This is a genomic window from Parabacteroides sp. APC149_11_2_Y6, assembly GCF_054506995.1.
Window position 1 is genome coordinate 2,004,386 of record NZ_CP173709.1, and the last position, 17,996, is coordinate 2,022,381.

General features: G+C 39.9%; 18 protein-coding genes and 2 pseudogenes. 12 read left to right on the top strand and 8 right to left on the bottom strand.

What is annotated here, in order from left to right; translation table 11 throughout:
• Nucleotides 1-4 precede the first annotated feature (4 nt).
• From hxsD to ACGE0T_RS08080, 4 genes are all read left to right on the top strand, one after another.
• Entirely contained in the window at nucleotides 5-352 is a 348-nt protein-coding gene (gene hxsD, locus ACGE0T_RS08065; protein ID WP_459190015.1) for a His-Xaa-Ser system protein HxsD, read from the top strand.
• Nucleotides 349-1,773 carry a His-Xaa-Ser system radical SAM maturase HxsB gene (gene hxsB / locus ACGE0T_RS08070; protein WP_459190016.1) on the top strand — a complete coding sequence of 475 codons (1,425 nt, stop codon included), beginning with the start codon at nucleotides 349-351 and terminating at the stop codon, nucleotides 1,771-1,773. Before hxsD ends, hxsB begins: the two co-directional genes overlap by 4 nt.
• Nucleotides 1,763-2,617 (top strand): His-Xaa-Ser system radical SAM maturase HxsC, encoded by an 855-nt coding sequence (gene hxsC, locus ACGE0T_RS08075; protein ID WP_459190017.1) that lies wholly within the window; start codon nucleotides 1,763-1,765, stop codon nucleotides 2,615-2,617. The genes hxsB and hxsC overlap by 11 nt, the downstream gene beginning before the upstream one ends.
• Nucleotides 2,618-2,897: 280 nt before the next feature.
• The gene (locus ACGE0T_RS08080; RefSeq protein ID WP_459190018.1) at nucleotides 2,898-3,518 is read left to right on the top strand and encodes a DUF1062 domain-containing protein; all 621 of its coding nucleotides are present in this window, start codon (nucleotides 2,898-2,900) and stop codon (nucleotides 3,516-3,518) included.
• 190 nt (nucleotides 3,519-3,708) lie between these two features.
• On the opposite strand, the gene ACGE0T_RS08085 is transcribed toward ACGE0T_RS08080, so the two are convergent.
• The 5 genes from ACGE0T_RS08085 to ACGE0T_RS08105 form a co-directional block, all read right to left on the bottom strand.
• On the bottom strand, nucleotides 3,709-5,259 hold the full coding sequence (locus ACGE0T_RS08085) for a sodium:solute symporter family protein (protein ID WP_459190019.1): 1,551 nt from the start codon (nucleotides 5,257-5,259) through the stop codon (nucleotides 3,709-3,711).
• Complete coding sequence (locus ACGE0T_RS08090; RefSeq protein ID WP_459190020.1) at nucleotides 5,256-5,396, bottom strand: symporter small accessory protein; 141 nt, start codon at nucleotides 5,394-5,396, stop codon at nucleotides 5,256-5,258. The genes ACGE0T_RS08085 and ACGE0T_RS08090 overlap by 4 nt, the downstream gene beginning before the upstream one ends.
• A gap of 11 nt (nucleotides 5,397-5,407) precedes the next feature.
• A complete protein-coding gene (locus tag ACGE0T_RS08095; RefSeq protein ID WP_459190021.1) occupies nucleotides 5,408-5,833 on the bottom strand; it encodes an acetolactate synthase in 426 nt (141 codons plus the stop codon).
• A gap of 34 nt (nucleotides 5,834-5,867) precedes the next feature.
• A complete protein-coding gene (locus ACGE0T_RS08100; RefSeq protein ID WP_459190022.1) occupies nucleotides 5,868-7,169 on the bottom strand; it encodes a phenylacetate--CoA ligase family protein in 1,302 nt (433 codons plus the stop codon).
• A gap of 357 nt (nucleotides 7,170-7,526) precedes the next feature.
• On the bottom strand, nucleotides 7,527-8,504 hold the full coding sequence (locus ACGE0T_RS08105) for a GntR family transcriptional regulator (RefSeq protein ID WP_459190023.1): 978 nt from the start codon (nucleotides 8,502-8,504) through the stop codon (nucleotides 7,527-7,529).
• Between the two features lie 294 nt (nucleotides 8,505-8,798).
• Between ACGE0T_RS08105 and ACGE0T_RS08110 the strand changes: the two are divergent.
• Nucleotides 8,799-8,933, top strand: a pseudogene (locus tag ACGE0T_RS08110) (aldose epimerase family protein); the annotation flags it as partial.
• Between the two features lie 15 nt (nucleotides 8,934-8,948).
• The gene (locus ACGE0T_RS08115; protein WP_459190024.1) at nucleotides 8,949-11,036 is read left to right on the top strand and encodes a glycoside hydrolase family 127 protein; all 2,088 of its coding nucleotides are present in this window, start codon (nucleotides 8,949-8,951) and stop codon (nucleotides 11,034-11,036) included.
• A gap of 68 nt (nucleotides 11,037-11,104) precedes the next feature.
• Here the strand turns inward: ACGE0T_RS08115 and ACGE0T_RS08120 are convergent.
• A pseudogene (locus ACGE0T_RS08120) lies at nucleotides 11,105-11,179 on the bottom strand (IS3 family transposase); the annotation flags it as partial.
• 45 nt (nucleotides 11,180-11,224) lie between these two features.
• A complete protein-coding gene (locus ACGE0T_RS08125; protein WP_459190025.1) occupies nucleotides 11,225-11,764 on the bottom strand; it encodes a flavodoxin family protein in 540 nt (179 codons plus the stop codon).
• A 169-nt stretch (nucleotides 11,765-11,933) separates the two neighbouring features.
• On the opposite strand from ACGE0T_RS08125, the gene ACGE0T_RS08130 reads away from it, so the two are divergent.
• From ACGE0T_RS08130 to ACGE0T_RS08155, 6 genes are all read left to right on the top strand, one after another.
• Entirely contained in the window at nucleotides 11,934-12,830 is an 897-nt protein-coding gene (locus ACGE0T_RS08130; RefSeq protein WP_459190026.1) for a cation diffusion facilitator family transporter, read from the top strand.
• 2 nt (nucleotides 12,831-12,832) lie between these two features.
• Nucleotides 12,833-14,146: a guanine deaminase gene (gene guaD / locus ACGE0T_RS08135; RefSeq protein ID WP_459190027.1), complete on the top strand. Its 1,314-nt coding sequence runs from the start codon at nucleotides 12,833-12,835 to the stop codon at nucleotides 14,144-14,146.
• Nucleotides 14,147-14,220: 74 nt separating this feature from the next.
• Nucleotides 14,221-15,147, top strand: a complete 927-nt coding sequence (locus ACGE0T_RS08140) for a CsgG/HfaB family protein (RefSeq protein WP_459190028.1) — start codon at nucleotides 14,221-14,223, stop codon at nucleotides 15,145-15,147.
• Complete coding sequence (locus ACGE0T_RS08145) at nucleotides 15,147-15,485, top strand: hypothetical protein (protein ID WP_459190029.1); 339 nt, start codon at nucleotides 15,147-15,149, stop codon at nucleotides 15,483-15,485. The genes ACGE0T_RS08140 and ACGE0T_RS08145 overlap by 1 nt, the downstream gene beginning before the upstream one ends.
• Nucleotides 15,482-15,826, top strand: coding sequence for a DUF4810 domain-containing protein (locus ACGE0T_RS08150; RefSeq protein ID WP_459190030.1), 345 nt, complete (start codon nucleotides 15,482-15,484; stop codon nucleotides 15,824-15,826). Before ACGE0T_RS08145 ends, ACGE0T_RS08150 begins: the two co-directional genes overlap by 4 nt.
• Nucleotides 15,823-16,503, top strand: coding sequence for a GNA1162 family protein (locus ACGE0T_RS08155; protein WP_459190031.1), 681 nt, complete (start codon nucleotides 15,823-15,825; stop codon nucleotides 16,501-16,503). The genes ACGE0T_RS08150 and ACGE0T_RS08155 overlap by 4 nt, the downstream gene beginning before the upstream one ends.
• A gap of 113 nt (nucleotides 16,504-16,616) precedes the next feature.
• Here ACGE0T_RS08155 and ACGE0T_RS08160 read toward each other — a convergent pair whose 3' ends face one another.
• Nucleotides 16,617-17,891, bottom strand: coding sequence for a type IX secretion system plug protein (locus tag ACGE0T_RS08160; protein WP_459190032.1), 1,275 nt, complete (start codon nucleotides 17,889-17,891; stop codon nucleotides 16,617-16,619).
• Between the last annotated feature and the right edge of the window lie 105 nt (nucleotides 17,892-17,996).

The following is a 17,996-nucleotide window of genomic DNA, read 5'->3' on the forward strand; positions in this document are numbered from 1 at the left end:
AATTATGATTAATGCGGAATTAAAATCAGAGAATATATTTTGTTTTACAATCGACACATCGATCTTTAGTGAAAGTGTAATAACAAAAGCATTGTATTGGTATGTAGAATCTTTTATTATTTATTGGAATAAAAAGAGTGATAGTGTATATGAAGTGACTTTAGAACTTAAACCTAATACAAATGGCTCTTATACATTTGAATATGTGACCTGTAAATTCAATCAAGACTTAATAGATTATAAAAACAGGGATTTAATTATACATGAAACTAAAGATATTCGTAATATCTTATATATAAAAGCTTTTGCTAATAATGATGATTTTGAAGATTTTAATATACTCCTAAAATGATAAATCACTATTATTTATTGCCATTTCGATTTGAAAGAATTGGAAAACAAGAACTACTGGTAAATGAGTTGGGGGATTTTATTTTTGTCCCAATGGGTACAGTAGAGAGAATTATTAATCGATTACTTAAAAGTCAAGAAGATATATACAAGGACTTAATTTCTAACTTTTTTATTTCAGAGAGTCCTATACCTGAATTAATCGATAATATAGCAACGAGGCTTAGGACTAAAAAATCCTTTCTCGATTCATTTACATCATTACACATTTTTGTTCTAACCTTAAGATGTAATCAAAATTGTATTTATTGTCAAGCTTCTAGTAAAGAAAGTAACGAAGCCATTTATGATATGAAAGAAGGTTATCTTTTTAAAGCCATAGAATTAATGTTTCAGAGTCCATCTCGTTATATCACAATGGAATTTCAAGGAGGGGAACCGTCTTTACCATTCCAATTATTACAAAAGGCCGTAAAAAGAACAACAGAACTAAACCAAACGTATAAAAAGCAGATAACATATGTTTTATGTACAAACTCTATAAATCTAACAGAAGAAATATTATGCCTATGTAAAGAGTATGATATACTTATTTCAACATCTTTAGATGGTCCAGCTTTTATTCATAATCATAACAGAGGAAAAATAGATAGTTATAAGCGTGTAATAGAAGGTATAAGTAAAGCTAGAGATTATTTAGGAACAGATAGAGTCTCGGCACTAATGACTACATCGGAATTGTCGTTAAATTATCCTAAAGAAATTATTGACAATTATTTATCAAATGGTTTTAATAATATATTTCTTCGTCCTTTGAACCCTTATGGCCTAGCCCTTGATAACACAAATTGGGATTTGTATTTTGACAATTTTATAACTTTCTATAAATTGGCATTAAACTATATTATTGATATTAATATCCGAGGAGACTTTTTTGTAGAAGAGTTTACAGCTATACTATTACGTAAGATACTTACTCCTTTTACTACTGGATTTGTTGATTTACAATCTCCTGCGGGAATAATAAATAGTGTAGTCGTTTACAATTATGATGGTTATGTATATGCGTCTGACGAATCAAGGATGTTAGCAGAATATCATGATTACACATTTAGACTAGGACACATTACTGATAAGTATGAAAATTTATTCTATGGTGAAAAAGCTCAGCAGATTGCCTTAATTTGGGGAACCGAGTTTATTGCAGGATGTTCTGATTGTGCATTTCAGTCTTATTGTGGTGCTGATCCTGTACGAAATCACTCAACTCAAAATGATATGTATGGTTTTCGTCCTACTTCCTCTTTTTGTAAAAAGCATAAAGCTATTATCACCTATCTATTTTATTTAATTCAGAATGAATATGATAGAGTTATGCCAATTTTCAAACAATGGATTAATAAAAATGAAAATGGATTTTGATATAAATTCCAACGATAACTCGCTATTTGTTACCTCTCAATGTAACAATAGATGCTTAATGTGTGCACAGCCACCATTGAATAGAGATGATATAGATTTCTTTTTTGAGAGAAATGTCAAATTGATAGATAAAGCCCCTGATGGGTTAACAAATATTGGGATTACAGGTGGAGAACCTACTTTACTACATGAAAAATTAGTACATTTGATCAAATATATAGAACTTCGTTATCCTGATAGTTTAATACATATACTGACTAATGGGAGGGCATTTTCTAATATCCAATACACAAGGATGTTTATCGAATCTTCTAATCTTTTATTCGGCATTCCGTTGCATTCAGACTTTTCGGTAGAGCATGATGCAATAACTCAAATAAAAGGTTCGTATGTGGAAACAATGAAAGGGTTATATAACCTTGCAAATATTGGAGCAGATATAGAGCTACGAATTGTTATTAATAAAATGAATTATCAGAGACTTCCACAACTGTCTGAATTTATCTGGAAAAACTTACCATTTGTTGCATATATATCTTTTATGGGACTAGAGGATACGGGTTATTCTATTAAAAATCATAATAGAATTTGGATTGATCCAGTTGATTATCAAATGGAACTTGAAAAAGCTATCATAAATTTAGCAGAGTGGAAACTGAGTGTCTCTATTTTTAACATACCTCTTTGCCTATTAAAGCCCTCATTATACAAATTTGCAAAGAAATCAATCTCTGATTGGAAAGTAACTTATACTGAAACATGCTTAACTTGTTCTAAAAAAAATGAGTGTTGCGGTTTATTTTCAACATCTAAGATACAAAGCCCTAATCTCAAATCTATATAGTTTTTTAAGAATTATCTTTGTCCGGAAATTCTAAATATTCACGTTTTGGGAGCCATTCTTAAATTTATACTGGTTTAATATTAGCCTCATTAACCACAGGCTAATGATTCTTTCGTTCGGGTAGTCCTGCTTGAACCGGTTTCTTATTTCAATTTTTTATTCACAGTATTGCCTTTTTTAGGACGTAGGCATTTGCTATTGTTGTTTGTGGCGACTTTATCGTTTGTCATAAGTTGTAATGCTGTGAATCCGAATAAAACCTTTAAACACAGTATATATAATGAGAACTGAATATATATGGGAGATAAAAGTAAAAAATACTCCTGCCTTAAAAAGAAAATGTAATCACTGTAGTAGCAATAGATTCTATTGTAGCAACAAATTCAGGATGAATGCACAAAAAAGGAACATTGATGTATGGCTGATTTATAGATGTGCGGAATGTGACAGTACATACAACTTGACGATTTTATCTCGTACGAAACCCGAGCTGATTAAAAAAGAGTTGTTCTTGAAGTTTTCGGAAAATGATGAAGACCTTTCCCGGGAGTATGCTTTTTCTTCTGAAATAGGACGGAAAAACAACGTTGAACTGGATTATGATAGCGTAGAGTATGAGATACAGCATGACGGTATTTCGATTAATGACATCCTGAATGCAGAAGATGCGTTTGTAGCATTCAAAATTCAAACCCGTTTTGAGTTTGGGCTGAAGTTATCATCGGTTGTTAGGCTTTGTTTAGGGCTGTCAGCAAACCTGTTAAACCAAATGATCGAATCAGAAGCTATTTTTACACCAGAAGGTTATCCTCTAAAGAAACGTAAAGTCAAAAACGGGGATATTGTGCTGGTAAATAAAGAGAAGTTGCAAAGTTTCTATGCAAAGAGGACGGGGGAGTAAGGTATATAAAAAATTAAAGGCTGTCTCACGACAACCCCTAACCAACTTTGTTAACCTTAAATCTAATACTATTATGAAAAAACCACAGTACAAATGTAGAGGTTAAATATCATATTGTCAATAGATTTGCCGTTAAAAAGTCTATTCTTACAAATAAGAATAGTTAAACTGGTATATTTTTATGCCTGAATCAATCTTTTTTCCATGTCATCAGGCTGATAACGTAAATACTTAAAGCCGACAAAGGCAGGGCAAACAGGATCGGGTCGATGGCATACCAGGGGTATACATCGATCAGTACCGTTTTCCCAAACAGGGCATTACATAATCCGACTGCTCCGGCTTCCGCTTTGTGCAGGAACAGCATGGCAAACAAACTTGCCAGTGCACCTACCCACAGGCTTGCCAATGCTCCCTGTTTGGTTGTTTTCTTCCAAAAAAGCGAACAAAAATAACTGGGCAGGAAAGTTGCCGCGCAAATTCCCATAAATAATGCCGTACCGCGCGCAATAATGCCGGCACTTAGTGTATAACATATGATATAACTTATCAGAATGGAACATAAAACGCCGATACGTACACCCATTGTTGAATTCGGATTCTTATTGCGTCCCAGTTTCGGGAACATGTCGGCTCCGAAAGAAGCTCCCATCGTATGGAATTGTGCACTCAGGGTAGACATACTTGCCGAGAGGATACATAACATGAATACGGCTCCGAACCATTCCGGCATGGCACGATTGATAAACAGCGGGATGATTTTGTCCATATCCTTGATCGCTTCGGAGGCTACGACACCTTCCGTTTTCAGGAAGAACAGGTTGGATAATGCGCCTACGTGGTAAATGGCACCTACCGTTACAATCAGGAAAACGCATCCGATTAATACACCACGGTTCAATTGCTTGGTACTTTCCACCATCATGAAACGTACCACTAACTGTGGCTGTGCCAAACAACCGATACCTACACCCAATATCAGGGAGCTGACCAATGTGTACCATTGCGGAGAACCGGTAACCGGCATTGCCGTCCATCCCTGGTGACCCAGCTCTTTGAAACGTTCCGGTACGAGAGGGGCTATTTCCGTAAGTTTCCGGTTTGCTTCGATAAAGCCCATGTCCATTATCCGGAAGAACCAGAAGAGCAGGAACAACATGCAGGCAAACATGATAACCGCCTGTAATGCATCCGTATAAAGCACCCCTTTGATACCTCCCGTAATAACATAGGCGGCAACAATCATTGTAAAGATAAGCAGTGCAAAATGATAGTCTACATTAAACATCTGCTCGATAAATACCGCACCGCCTTTCATTACGACTGCCGCATAAAGTGGCATGCCGATAAAAATAACGGTTGCGATGAATATTTGTATCGGGCGTGATTTGTAATGCAACCCTAATAACTGGGGAAAGGTACGTGCATTGTATTTTTCCCCTATTTTCCGGGTTCTGCGCCCGAATAGGATAAATGCAACGACTACCCCCATAAACATGTTCAACAGGCAGAGCCATTGTATGCCCATGCCGAAGGTGGCGGCTACTCCGCCGAATCCGACAATTGCCGAAGCGGAGATAAAGGTTGCCCCATAGGACAGTGCCATAATGATGGGGTTGACTTTTCTTCCCCCCAGCAGGTAGTCGCTGGCATTTTTGGTCTGTTTGTAACCGAGATATCCCAGCCATGCCAGGACAAACATGTAGATAATTACGATAACTCCTAATGTAAGTGTGCTCATTCTTCGGGCTTTTTCAAGTTTGTACTGTCTTCGTCGTCTTTATTCCAATGGGTGATACCGAACCATATGGAATATAGCAGGCAAATGAAGGCTAACAAATAAGCAAGCCAGATTCCGGGATCTTCTATTCCGAACATTTGTATGTGTGTTATAATTTAATTAAATCGCTTTCGCAAATATATTCCAGGTTCTGGCGGCGGATTACCTCCCGCGCTGCTTCCCGGTTGTTGGTACGGAGAATAAGGACTGCTTTTCCGTTTACGGAGAAACAATACATATATTCAATGCTGATGCCGGCTTTTGTGAAGTAAGACAGGGTCTCTGCAAAGCTACCGGCACAAGAATTGGTCGAGATAGCAAGCACATCCGTCAGGTTTGCACTTACGTTATTACTTTTCAGTATTTTATATGCTTTTTGCGGGTCGCTAACAATGATACGCAGGATACCGTATTCCGAAGTGTCTGCAATTGTAGCTGCTACTATACGTATGTTTGCATCTGCAAGCAAAGCCAAAATCTCGCTAAGTTTTCCATATTTGTTTTCCAGGAAAATAGAAATCTGATTTACTGTCATAGCTGCTTATTTTATAGGTTTAATAATTTATTATTTATGAGAGCTTACGCAAGTCTTTTACACGGACTGCTTTTCCGTCCTGAGTGGGCAGGGAACCTTTGGCAACCAGTTTCAGGCGCGGGGTGAGCAGCAACTCATCTTTCAGTTGGCGGGTGATATCTTTTGCCAGGCGTTGAAGGACAGAGTAATCATCTGTAAACAAATCGCTCAGTTCCACTTCGATAAGCATTTCATCGCTGTTTCCGATTGTTTCGAGGGTAATCAGGTAGTTGCTACCCAGTTCCTTGAACTGCATCAGTATCTTTTCAATCTGGATAGGGAAGAGGTTAACCCCTTTCAGGATAATCATATCGTCGCTACGTCCTTTGAAACGAGCCAGGCGCTTATGGGTACGTCCGCAGGGGCATTCGCCCGGCAAGATACATGTCAGGTCGCGGGTACGATAACGGATAAGTGGCATTGCTTCGCGGTTGATTGTGGTAAGAACCAGTTCGCCCACTTCTCCTTCCTTGACAGGCAGGAGTGTTTTCGGGTCTATGATTTCCACAATTACATTGTCTTCCCAGATATGAAGCCCGTTTTGTTCAGTGCATTCAAAAGCCACACCCGGTCCGTTCATTTCCGACATTCCGAAGCAGTTGTATGCTTTTACACCCAAAAGTTGCTCGATGCGACGGCGTTGTTCTTCCGAATGCGGTTCGGCACCGATGCAGACAGTATGCAGTTTAGTGTCTTTTCGCGGGTCCATACCCATTTCGTACATCACTTCAGCCAGACGTGTTGCATAGCTGGGAATAATATGCAGGCAGGTGGTACCGAAATCTGTGATAAACTTAATCTGCCGTTTGGTATTTCCTGCTGCTGCGGGGACAGTCAGCGCTCCTAATTTCTCCGCTCCGTATTGGAAGCCGAGCCCGCCGGTAAACATTCCATAACCGGAGGTATTCTGGAAAACATCTGTGTCGCGTATCCCTACCATATACATACAGCGAGCCACTTGGTTCGCCCACTGGTCGAGGTCTTTTGCGGAGTGTAATACTACGGTCGGATTGCCGGTGGTTCCGCTGGAAGAATGGATGCGTACGCAATCTTTGATAGGTATGGCTGCCATTCCGAACGGGTAATTATTACGAAGGTCGTCTTTTGTTGTAAAAGGAAGTTTCTGTAAATCTTCCAAAGATTGGATACTGTCGGGAGTAATCCCTTTTTCTTTGAAAACCTTATTGTAGAAAGGAGAATTTTCTGCGTGTTTAATCGTTTGTTTCAACCGCTCCAACTGGAATTTCTCCAGGTCTGCACGGCTCATGGTTTCAATGTCTTTTTGCCAGTACATCATGTTTTTTTGTATTATAGTGTGTTCGTTTCATGAAATTAGTTTGCAAATGTATCTTTTATTTTGGAGGAATTGTATGTTTTTGCTAAAAAAATGTAACAGGAAGTATCAATTAGAGAGGTCTTGTGGATGGGATATGAATAAAAAAACAGGCGTTTACTTTTTCGGAATAGTTTTTAATTTTGGCAATATCATTTAATTAATTGAGTGTTCAAGATGACATATATACTTCTTTTTGAAGTATATATGTCTTTAATGTTGAAGTATCTCTGGCTGCATCTGCAAAACAGAAGGTAAGAACCTCCTCTTCTGTAAATTCAGAATTGGAGATGTAGCTGAACTGCTATGTGTGAATGGATTTTATAACGATTTTCTGACATTCAATCTCCAGGGATTCTCTATCGTTTCGATCGTTTTCTTTTTAATTAACGTAGCCATTGTTTGTCCCATCAGTTTAAAATCAGTGGATAAAGTTGTGATACCACCTGCCAGTATCTCTTTAAGCGGAGTGTCGTTGTAGGAGATGATGCCAAAATCCTGGCCAGGTGTAAAGTCCTGTCTCTCGGCTTGTTTTAGCAGATCTACCAAATCCCGGTCGTTTACGATCATATAAATCTCTCCTTGTTTGATCTCCCTGTCTTTTACCGAAGAGATATAATCGTGTGTATATCTGTAGTCTTTGCAGAAAGTGCATAAACCGTTATATCGTTCGACAGGTTCTTTCTCCTCTTTCTGAACCATGATGATATGCTGGTATTTTCGGATGTATGGTAATCCGAATACCAGAGCCTCGTATGTGTCTTTTTCAAAATTCTGGAATACGGACGAGTATTTGCCGATCAGTTCGGGGTGGAAGTGATCCAGCAGGTATACATCACCGGACAGACTTTGTAATAGAGGGTCTATACCTGTAAATTTACCGGACATTATAATATAAGTGGTATACTTGTTATTAGCTTCGTTGATCAGTGTCTCAAACACTTTCCGGTTGTAATTATGGAAATAAATATCCACAGTTGCGGTTTTGCCAATCGACTCCATAAATGAATTATAGATATCTTCCTTAAATTCATTGAACTCGTTAAACAACAGGAAGATATTCAGGGAATGTGAGATGCGGGTACTGGTTACATAATAGCCGACACCAGGGTTTGAATCGATGATACCTTTCGATTTTAGCTCGCTTAACCCGGCGAATACCGTATCTCTTGATAAGTTGTAATTCTTTCTGAATTCATTGATCGAGGGGATCCAGTCGCCTTTTTTATAGGTATTATTATTTATACCATCTATTACGTGATTTACTACCAGTTTGTATTTTGATTCGTTTACTTTCATTCTTATTGTTTTAGATGCGCAAAGATACCTCTAAAGAATCAAGCTGGTACGATCTGGTCTATGTTATTAAACATGATTAAAAAAATAAAACCAGTTCGTACCAGTTGTGTGAATTATGCATATATTTGTTGTCGAGATCTAGTACCATAACAAAACATATCATATTTTGAAAACTAATAGATTAAAAAAGTGCATTCGTATATATTTGTTTTTTGCTGTGGCGATGTTGTTCAGCTTCTTTTTCGCATTGAAACTACCGGAGACTAAGAACAAGTCGCTGGAGCAGATCCTAATAACCATCGCGCTTCACAGGCTTTGGAAACGCAACATTTCCCTGATAGTCCCAACCAGCCGTCATTCCCATCGACTGTACTGATGCCGGGCGAACAATACAAACATATCTGCGTATATAAATTTGATGTTAAATAATTAATAAACAAACGTATGAAAATACATACACTACTTCTTCCGGCACTGGCTTTGCTCGGTACCGGATGTTCACCGGAAAACAAGGTGGATAATGAAAACCGGAATATAGAATTCCAGAAAGTGAATGAAGTAAAAGTACAGGATGCCTTCTGGCGTCCAAAGTTTGAGCAATGGCGGCAGGTAACAGCCAATGATGTCCTCGACAAATTCGAAGGTAAACATATCCATGATGCCAAGGAATGTAAACTACACGATACTTTTCGCAATTTCGATCTGGTAGCCCAGGGGAAAAGAGACATCAACGAACATGCAGGTGCTCCCTGGTTCGACGGCCTGGTGTACGAAACGATACGCGGTATATCCGACTTTATTTCCTCTAATCCCGATACCGGAATGGAGAAACGCCTGGATGGTTATATCGACCGTATTGCAAGTGCACAAGCGTCGGAAACAGATGGTTATATCAATACCTATACCCAGTTGATGGAATCAGATCATCGCTGGGGAGAAAACGGCGGTATGCTGCGCTGGCAGCATGATGTTTATAATGCCGGTATGTTGGTTGAGGCCGGTATACATTATTATAATGCAACCGGGAAAACAAAGTTACTGGAAGTTGCCACCCGTTTTGCAAATATGATGTACGACACTATGGGACCGGAACCAAAGAAAAATGTAGTACCTGCCCATTCCGGCCCGGAAGAACCACTGGTTAAATTGTATTGGCTATATAAAAGCAATCCGGAGCTGAAAACTAAGATCAATGTCCCTGTCAAAGAAGACAATTACTATGAATTAGCTAAATTCTGGATTGAAAACAGAGGCCATCATTGTGGTTATCCTTTATGGGGGACCTGGGGTAATCCGGTTGCCGAACAGTGGATCAGAGATGCAAAATATAATAACCCGAAATATGGTACGCACCTTCGTCCTACCTGGGGGGATTATGCGCAAGACTCCATTCCTGTTTTCCAACAGCAAACGATCGAAGGCCATGCTGTCCGTGCAACTCTACTGGCAACGGGTATTGCCACAGCCGCCCTCGAAAATCAATCTCCTGAGTATATCAATACTGTTCAGCGGCTTTGGGATAATATGGTTGGCCGCCGTATGTTCGTGACCGGTGGAGTAGGTGCTGTTCATTTCGATGAAAAGTTCGGTGAAGATTACTTCCTTCCAACCGACGCTTACCTGGAAACCTGTGCAGCCGTAGGTGCCGGCTTCTTCAGCCAGCGTATGAACGAGCTGACGGGAGATGCTAAATATATGGATGAACTGGAACGTGTTGTATATAATAATGTGTTGACAGGTATTTCACTTTCGGGGGTAAACTATACTTATCAAAATCCGTTGAATGCAGAAAAGCATGGGCGTTGGGAGTGGCATGACTGTCCTTGCTGTCCGCCGATGTTCCTGAAGATCGTATCGGCCTTACCTGGTTTCATTTATTCCCATAAGGGGGATGAAATCTATATCAATCTCTTTATCGGTAGCGAAACCCGGATAAAAGCCGGAAAGACAAATGTCCAGCTAAAGCTGGAAACCAATTATCCGTGGGACGGTGCAATCGCCCTATCTGTCAATCCGGAAAAAGAATCGCCCTTTACATTGAATGTCCGTATTCCGGGATGGGCGAGGGGAATAGAAAACCCGTATGGTTTGTATTCATCTGACCTGAAGCAGTCTGTAGAGTTGAAAGTGAACGGAGAGCCTGTTGCCATTAACCCTCAGAATGGTTATGCCGCCATTAACCGTAAATGGGCGAAAGGGGATAAGGTCGAATTGTCTTTGCCGATGCAACCTCGCGTTATCAAGGCAAATGAGGCAGTAAAGAACCTGAAAGGTATGGTTGCCATTGCTGCTGGCCCGATTGTATATTGTCTGGAAGGTTGCGATAATAATGGTTTGTCAGATCTTAAACTGGAAACAAATCTTCCGATGTCGATGGATTACAATCCGGGCCTTCTTAACGGAGTAAATGTAATAAAAGGAAAGGCGTTGAATGCGAAAGCACAGGAAGTCGCTGTATCGGCTATTCCTTATTATGCTGTAGGAAACCGCACGGAAGGAAATCCGTATAAGGTTTGGATACCGGTTAAATAGGAATATATTATTGGGTTTCCGGCCGATTGAAAAATGGGGTGACTCCAAAAAGTTGTACAGGTTAAACATTAATTGGTAATGGAAAGAGCTCGGTATTGTACCGGACTTTTTCCATTTAACCAGGACTTTATTCTTTTATTGTTCTAATAATCAATGCATTCCTCTAACGCTTTCCTGCTTGATATTATTTACACATTTTTTCCGGTTTCATAGGCTTCTTGCATTGCCGGAGTATCTTTGATTTCCCCGACTTTCCATGCACCGATGCCATAGATCGTTGTTTTCTCAACAGGATTTTCCAGACAATCCAGAAAACCCCGGAAACCGTCGATGGTGCGCTCCATCATTTGTTTATTATTTTCAGCAGCAGCAATGATAAAATAGAATTCCTTGTTTTTGATTTCCAGATAACGGGCGCAACAGCGGTCAATCATTGTTTTCATTTGTCCGCTCATTGTATAAAAATAAACAGGGGTAGCCATTACAATCACATCTGCGGCAATCATTTTATCTATAATTCCGGCAGCATCGTCTTTTTGGGGACAGGGTTTGCCATACATGCTGCATACGCTACATCCTGTACAATAATTGATTGTCTTGTCTTTCAGAAAGATTTTTTCCACCTGATTGCCAGTTTCGCGTGCGCCTCTTAGAAATTCATCACACAATAAGTCTGAATTGCCACCTCTGCGGGGGCTGGAGGATAATATTAAAACGTTCTTGCTCATACCTTTATTCTTTTTATTATAGTAAGCTCCTTTTTTTGATAAGGCAAAAATATCCTGATTTCTCCGAACCGTTTGTATACAAATTACAGATAATATTATCCGGATTACTTTTTTTTCGATTATTGCAAAATAAACATGTAAATTTGGGGCTATATATAAAGCCTTTTTAATGGAGACAAGAAAGAATAAAATCATACGTGTTACCATACTCGGGTCGATTGCGAACTTTGTGCTGCTGGTTTTTAAGTTTATAGCAGGTGTGGTAGGACATAGTAGTGCTATGATAGCCGATGCTGTGCATTCGTTATCGGATTTTGTGACGGATATTATTGTGCTGATATTCATAAATATTTCATCCAAACCGAAAGATGAAAGCCACGATTATGGGCATGGAAAATATGAAACGTTGGCAACATCCATTATCGGGATTGTTCTGCTTTGTGTGGGTGTCGGGCTTTTCTGGGAGGGAACGAATAAAATTATCGGCTTCTATTTTAGGGGTGAAGAATTGGAAGCACCTCGGATGATTGCTCTGATTGCCGCTTTTGTATCTATCCTTATAAAGGAGTTGCTTTACAGGATAACCGTCCATGTAGGAAGAAAGGAGAACAGCCAGACAACGATTGCAAATGCATGGCATCACCGTTCGGATGCTTTATCGTCTGTCGGTACGGCTTTGGGAATTGGCGGTGCTATCTTGTTAGGTGATAATTGGCGGGTACTGGACCCTATTGCTGCTGTTATTGTGAGTATCCTGATTATAAAAGTATCGTTCCAGTTAATTCTTCCGGCTATTAACGACTTGCTGGAAAAATCCTTACCAAAAGAAGTAGAAGACGATATTCTTACCATCATCAGTGAAACTCCGGAAGTGAAGAATCCTCATAATTTATGTACCCGCCGTATCGGAAATGATATTGCCATTGAGGTGCATATCCGTGTGGATGGAAAAATGACAGTGAGGCATGCACATGAAATGACCCGGGAGATTGAGAATAAATTACGTACTAAATTCGGTACAGGTACCCATATAAATTTACATGTTGAACCGGTAAAAGATGAATAAATATGAGAACTCAAATACAATTATTCCGTGGTGATGTATTTTATTTTCTGCTATCACCTAAAGCGGAGTGGAAAAACTATCGCTATATTCCGGATGGCGCTCTGGTAGTACATCAGAAACGTATAGTAGATGCCGGACCATTTGATGAAATGAAGAAACGTTATGGCGAATCTGCCGAGATGATCGATTATACGGGCCGGTTAATTATGCCGGGATTGATAGATGCGCATATCCATTATCCCCAGTCGGAAGTGCTTGGCATGTATGGCTGCCGGTTATTGGACTGGCTGGAGGGATATACTTTTCCGGCAGAACAGGAATTTGTTTTTCCGGAACAGGCGGAAAAGACAGCCCGCTTTTTTGTGAGCGAGTTGTTCAGGAATGGGACGACAGCCTGTATGGCCTATTCTACGGTTCATGCCTGTTCAGCATCTACATTATTTAGTGTCGCTTCCGAGTGGGATATGTGTTTGCTGACAGGAAAAGTCTTGATGGACAGAAATGCTCCGGACGGATTGACTGATACGGCAGAGACAGGGATAGATGATAGCCGGCAATTGATTGAAGCATGGCATGAAAAAGGTCGTAACCGGTATGTGATAACCCCTCGTTTTGCTATAACTTCTTCGTTTGAACAATTATTGAAAGCCGGTGCTTTGCATAAGGAATACCCGGATACATATATCCAGACGCACCTGTCGGAAAATAAAGAAGAAATTGCCAGCACACTCGATTTATTTCCGGATTGTTCCGATTATTTGGAAGTTTATGAACGTGCCGGATTGGTGACGGACCATACGGTGTTCGGTCATTGTATTCATCTTTCTCCTTCAGAATTGGAACGTCTGGTACAGGCAGGTTCTATTATAGCCCATTGTCCAACATCAAACCTGTTTCTGGGTAGTGGTTTGTTTGATATGCATCAGGCGGACCGGACTAATGTACACAACGTATTGGCTACTGATGTGGGGGGCGGTACCTCTTTCTCTATGTGGCGTACGATGGGAGAGGCGTATAAAGTCCAACAGTTGAACGGTTATTCCGTATCTGCATTGGAGCTATTATATAAATGTACGTTGGGAACTGCGATTGCACTACAGATAGACCATGAAACAGGAACTTTTGAGAAGGACAGATTCGCTGATTTTATTGTATTGGATGATGCTGCGACTCCAGCACAGCAATTAAGGAAAGAATATTTGATGAGAAATGACAAATGGACGCTCGAAAACAAACTTTTCGGACTGCAAATAACTGGCGACGACCGTAATATTGCTGCTACCTATGTGGCAGGAAATAAAGTCTACGAAAAATAAGTATTTCTAATAAGTAATTTTAATAAAAAAGTTATATTTGCGGATATAGCTAAAACACTAAATTTTACAGCAATATGAAGAACATTATTATCTTGCTTTTATTATGTTGGTGCGTATCCGGTGTATATGCACAGCGTAAGGTGGTAGAGGTGGAGCCTCAAGCTTCAACGCAGGCTGAATCTACAAAAGGGTTAAAACGGAAGGTTGCAATCAGCCGGTTCAGCAACGAAACCCAATACGCCAAAGGACTTTTCTACGATAAGAATAATGACCCGATGGGTAAACAGGCACTCGATATTCTTTCGGCAAAACTGGCTGCTTCAGGAAAATTCTTATTATTGGAACGTAATGATTTGGATAAATTGATGGAGGAATCCAAAGCTACTGAGGGCGGATTCCAGAAACTAGGAGCCGATTATTTAATATTGGGTTCTATTACAGAGTTTGGTCGTAAGAACGTAGGAGATGTAAGAGTTTTCTCGTCGACTAAAACTCAGATAGTGGAAGCGGCTGTCAGTATCCGTTTGGTGGATGCTTCAACCGGATTGATTATTTACTCGGATGAGGCAAAAGGCGATGCCGAACTGAAAACAAAGTCTACTTTGGGCGTTGGTGGTAGAGCTGATTTTGATGCAACGTTGAGCGATAAAGCTATTTCTGCTGCTATCTCTCAATTGGTTGAAAATATTATCAATAAATGTACGGACAAACCGTGGAAGGCTTATTTTCTTTCATATGATCCGGATGCTATCATTGTTTCAGGTGGTAACAGCCAGGGGATAGAAGTCGGCAACCAGTTTATAGTAAAGGAAAAAGGTAAAACCGTGAAAAATCCGCAAACTGGCATTAATATCGAGCTTCCGGGTAAAACGGTAGGCAAAGTGGAAGTCTTGTCCGTTGGTGGCGATACTCCGGAAACCGAATACTCGATAGTTTCCATGAAAGAGGGGACTGTTGATGCTCAAAACTTGCAAAACTATTATATAGAGGAGATAAAGTAATGAAAACAAAATATATTTTAGGCATATTCGCCGTTTTTTGTTTGTTGTTAAGTGGTTGTAAAGTAGGTAATGTGGCTTCCAGCCAAGGATTGTCCGACCAGGCATTTCTATTTTTCACGTCTACCCATAAGTATAGCACTCCAGTGAGTGTAACAATTGATAAGACAACGCATTTTGATGCAAAGGTTGTAAAGGAAGGCAAGCATACGGTGAAAGGGGATACTTATGCTGTTGCTACCGGCAAACGGCATGTGGTAGTTAGCTATCAGGGAAAAATCCTTTTTGAACGGGATGTATTTTTATCTACTCAGGAAACTAAGAAAATTGCATTGCCATGAAGAAAATCCTGTTATTCGGTTTCTCATTGTTCATGTTGACTTCGTGCATGACTTCTACCAGTTTATATGATTGGAAGAATTACGAGACGACCTCTTACCTGTATTATAAAAAACAGACGGCGGAGGCTACTGAGCAATTAATGAAAACTTACGAAGCAATGATTAACAAGCCGAACGGTTCCCGGAAAACAATTGCTCCTGGAATTTGTGCGGAATATGGCTATTTCCTTTTGCAAAACGGTAAAAAAGCGGAAGGAGTTGCCATGCTGAAAAAGGAGAGGGAGTTATATCCTGAGTCGAAAGTATTTATGGATCGTCTTATTAATCGGTTTTCAGAATGAAAAAGTTAGTATATCTTTTATTGATAGTAACCGGGCTGGCTTCATGCACGACAAGCAATACGGTTACCCGGCAGAAGAATTATCCTAAGATGTATGAGGATAAGCCTTTGAGTATTTTGATTATGCCGCCCATCAACAAAACAGTAGATGTGGATGCCAAAGAGTATTTCTATACTTCAATGGCCAAACCTCTTTGTGAAAAGGGCTATTATGTAATTTCTCCTTTCGTAGCGATGGATTTCCTGAAAAGCGAGAGTGCCTACGACAGTGAATTATTTATTGATGGCGACTTGGCTCCTTTCCGTAATATTCTGGGAGCTGATGCCGTTCTATTTACGGTCATCAATAAATGGGATAAATCTACTATAGGCGGAAAGATTACCGTGGATATTGAATATGTATTGAAATCAACGGTTACCCGAGAAGTTTTATTCGAAAGGAAAGGCGAGTTGACTGTGGATACGAGTGTTAACTCCGGAGGTGGAGGTTGGGGTGCTTTGATTGACTTGGCGGCTTCTGCCCTGAGTACGGCACTTACAGATAAAGTGGTGGCTGCCCGCCGTTGTAACAATTACGTTTTACGGGACTTACCGGAAGGCAGATATTCACCCTTGTTTGAAAAAGACCAGGATGTAGAAGCTGGAGGCCCGGTATTTTCGGGTGTGGTAAAATATTAATCATAACTATGATTTCGGAAAACCATAGTTATGAATACAAAAACAGAGCAGGTAGAATTTTGAATCATTCAAGACTCTGCCTGCTTATTATTTAGATAAATATCAGGTCAATTTTAAAATAGAGGGATTGCGTTTTTTATTTTTTTGACTCCAACCAGACGGTCGTAGCGGGCACCTTCCGCACGATGGTAAACGTAGATAATGTATTCATTTTGTGTCTGGAAATAATCTCCTTCCAGAGGAGCAGTTTCACCGGTTGTCCCGTTTGTTGGGACAAAAAGATACTGGTAATCGTAGTTCCCTTGTTTCAGCAAAATAGATTTTTCGTATTGTCCCTTCTCTGCATTGTAATCCATTTTACTCTTTTTGTTCAGGGCATTGCATAAGAAACCACCATTCAGATGAACGTCTCCACCTGGGAGAGAATCGCTGATCAGTGTGAAATGTACGATAAAATAATCTGCTTCCGTATCTGCATCCATGCAATTGTCGCAGCGGATAATAAAACGTCCGTTCTGGTCATGGTCGTATTGATAGACCTGGTTACTGCGTTTATAATCCGGCATAAGTATAGCATGATGTTGATATTTATGGACGCTGGTTTCCTGTACGTGCAATCCATTATAATGGGAACTGAGGAAATCCATTCGCCGGTATTCGTTTCCTGCAGGAAAGATCAGGGCAGGATTGTTTGTATAAGAAATCCGGTTGCCCCGGATTGAGGTTGGTTCCGATACATGTGCTGCATTATCCGGACGGTTGTTCTGGTAGACAAATACATTCAGTTCCGTTTCAGGATTTACAGGAGAGAGCTCCCGCATATCTATATCCAGATTAACTTGTTGGTGATGAAGGTTCGTATCTATCTCTGTGTTTCCACTTACGGAAGCCTGGATGTCGACTAATGGTTCTATAATAGAAAAACAAGCGGTAAACATAATATTCCCCGGATCATCTTCCCTGTATACCTGTAAGGCATAATTCCCGGAAATTTTAAATTGAATATCTTGGTTCGGCAGGAAAAGACGATAGTTCGAATAAATCCGGCTTGTTTCGAAAGAATTTCCGAAATCATCGATCGTCATACCTTGCAGACCATCCATATATTCGATAGGAGACAGACCAGACGGAGTCCAGTCCCCGTTGCAATGAATAATTTTATAAACATAGCCTAAATAGCCGTTACCCATTCCATCGAAGTTGATTTCAATTTGCTCGTTTCCACCTAATGGAATACAAGGTACTGAAGTCATATTCCCGGCAACTTTGACCTGTAATGTTTTTATTTGTTTGCCATTGATGTTTGTGTGGTATTTTTCTTGTGCGTCCGTCGTGCCGGCGGCGGCAAATAACCACAAAACAAACAGGCAATACACGCTCTTTTTCATATCAGTTTCTTTGACGGTGCAAAATTATGGAATTATTTCTCTAATTATTTCCTTTTCCCTGCTTTTAAGCATAAAAAAATGTTTACTTTTGCGGGAAAATTACAT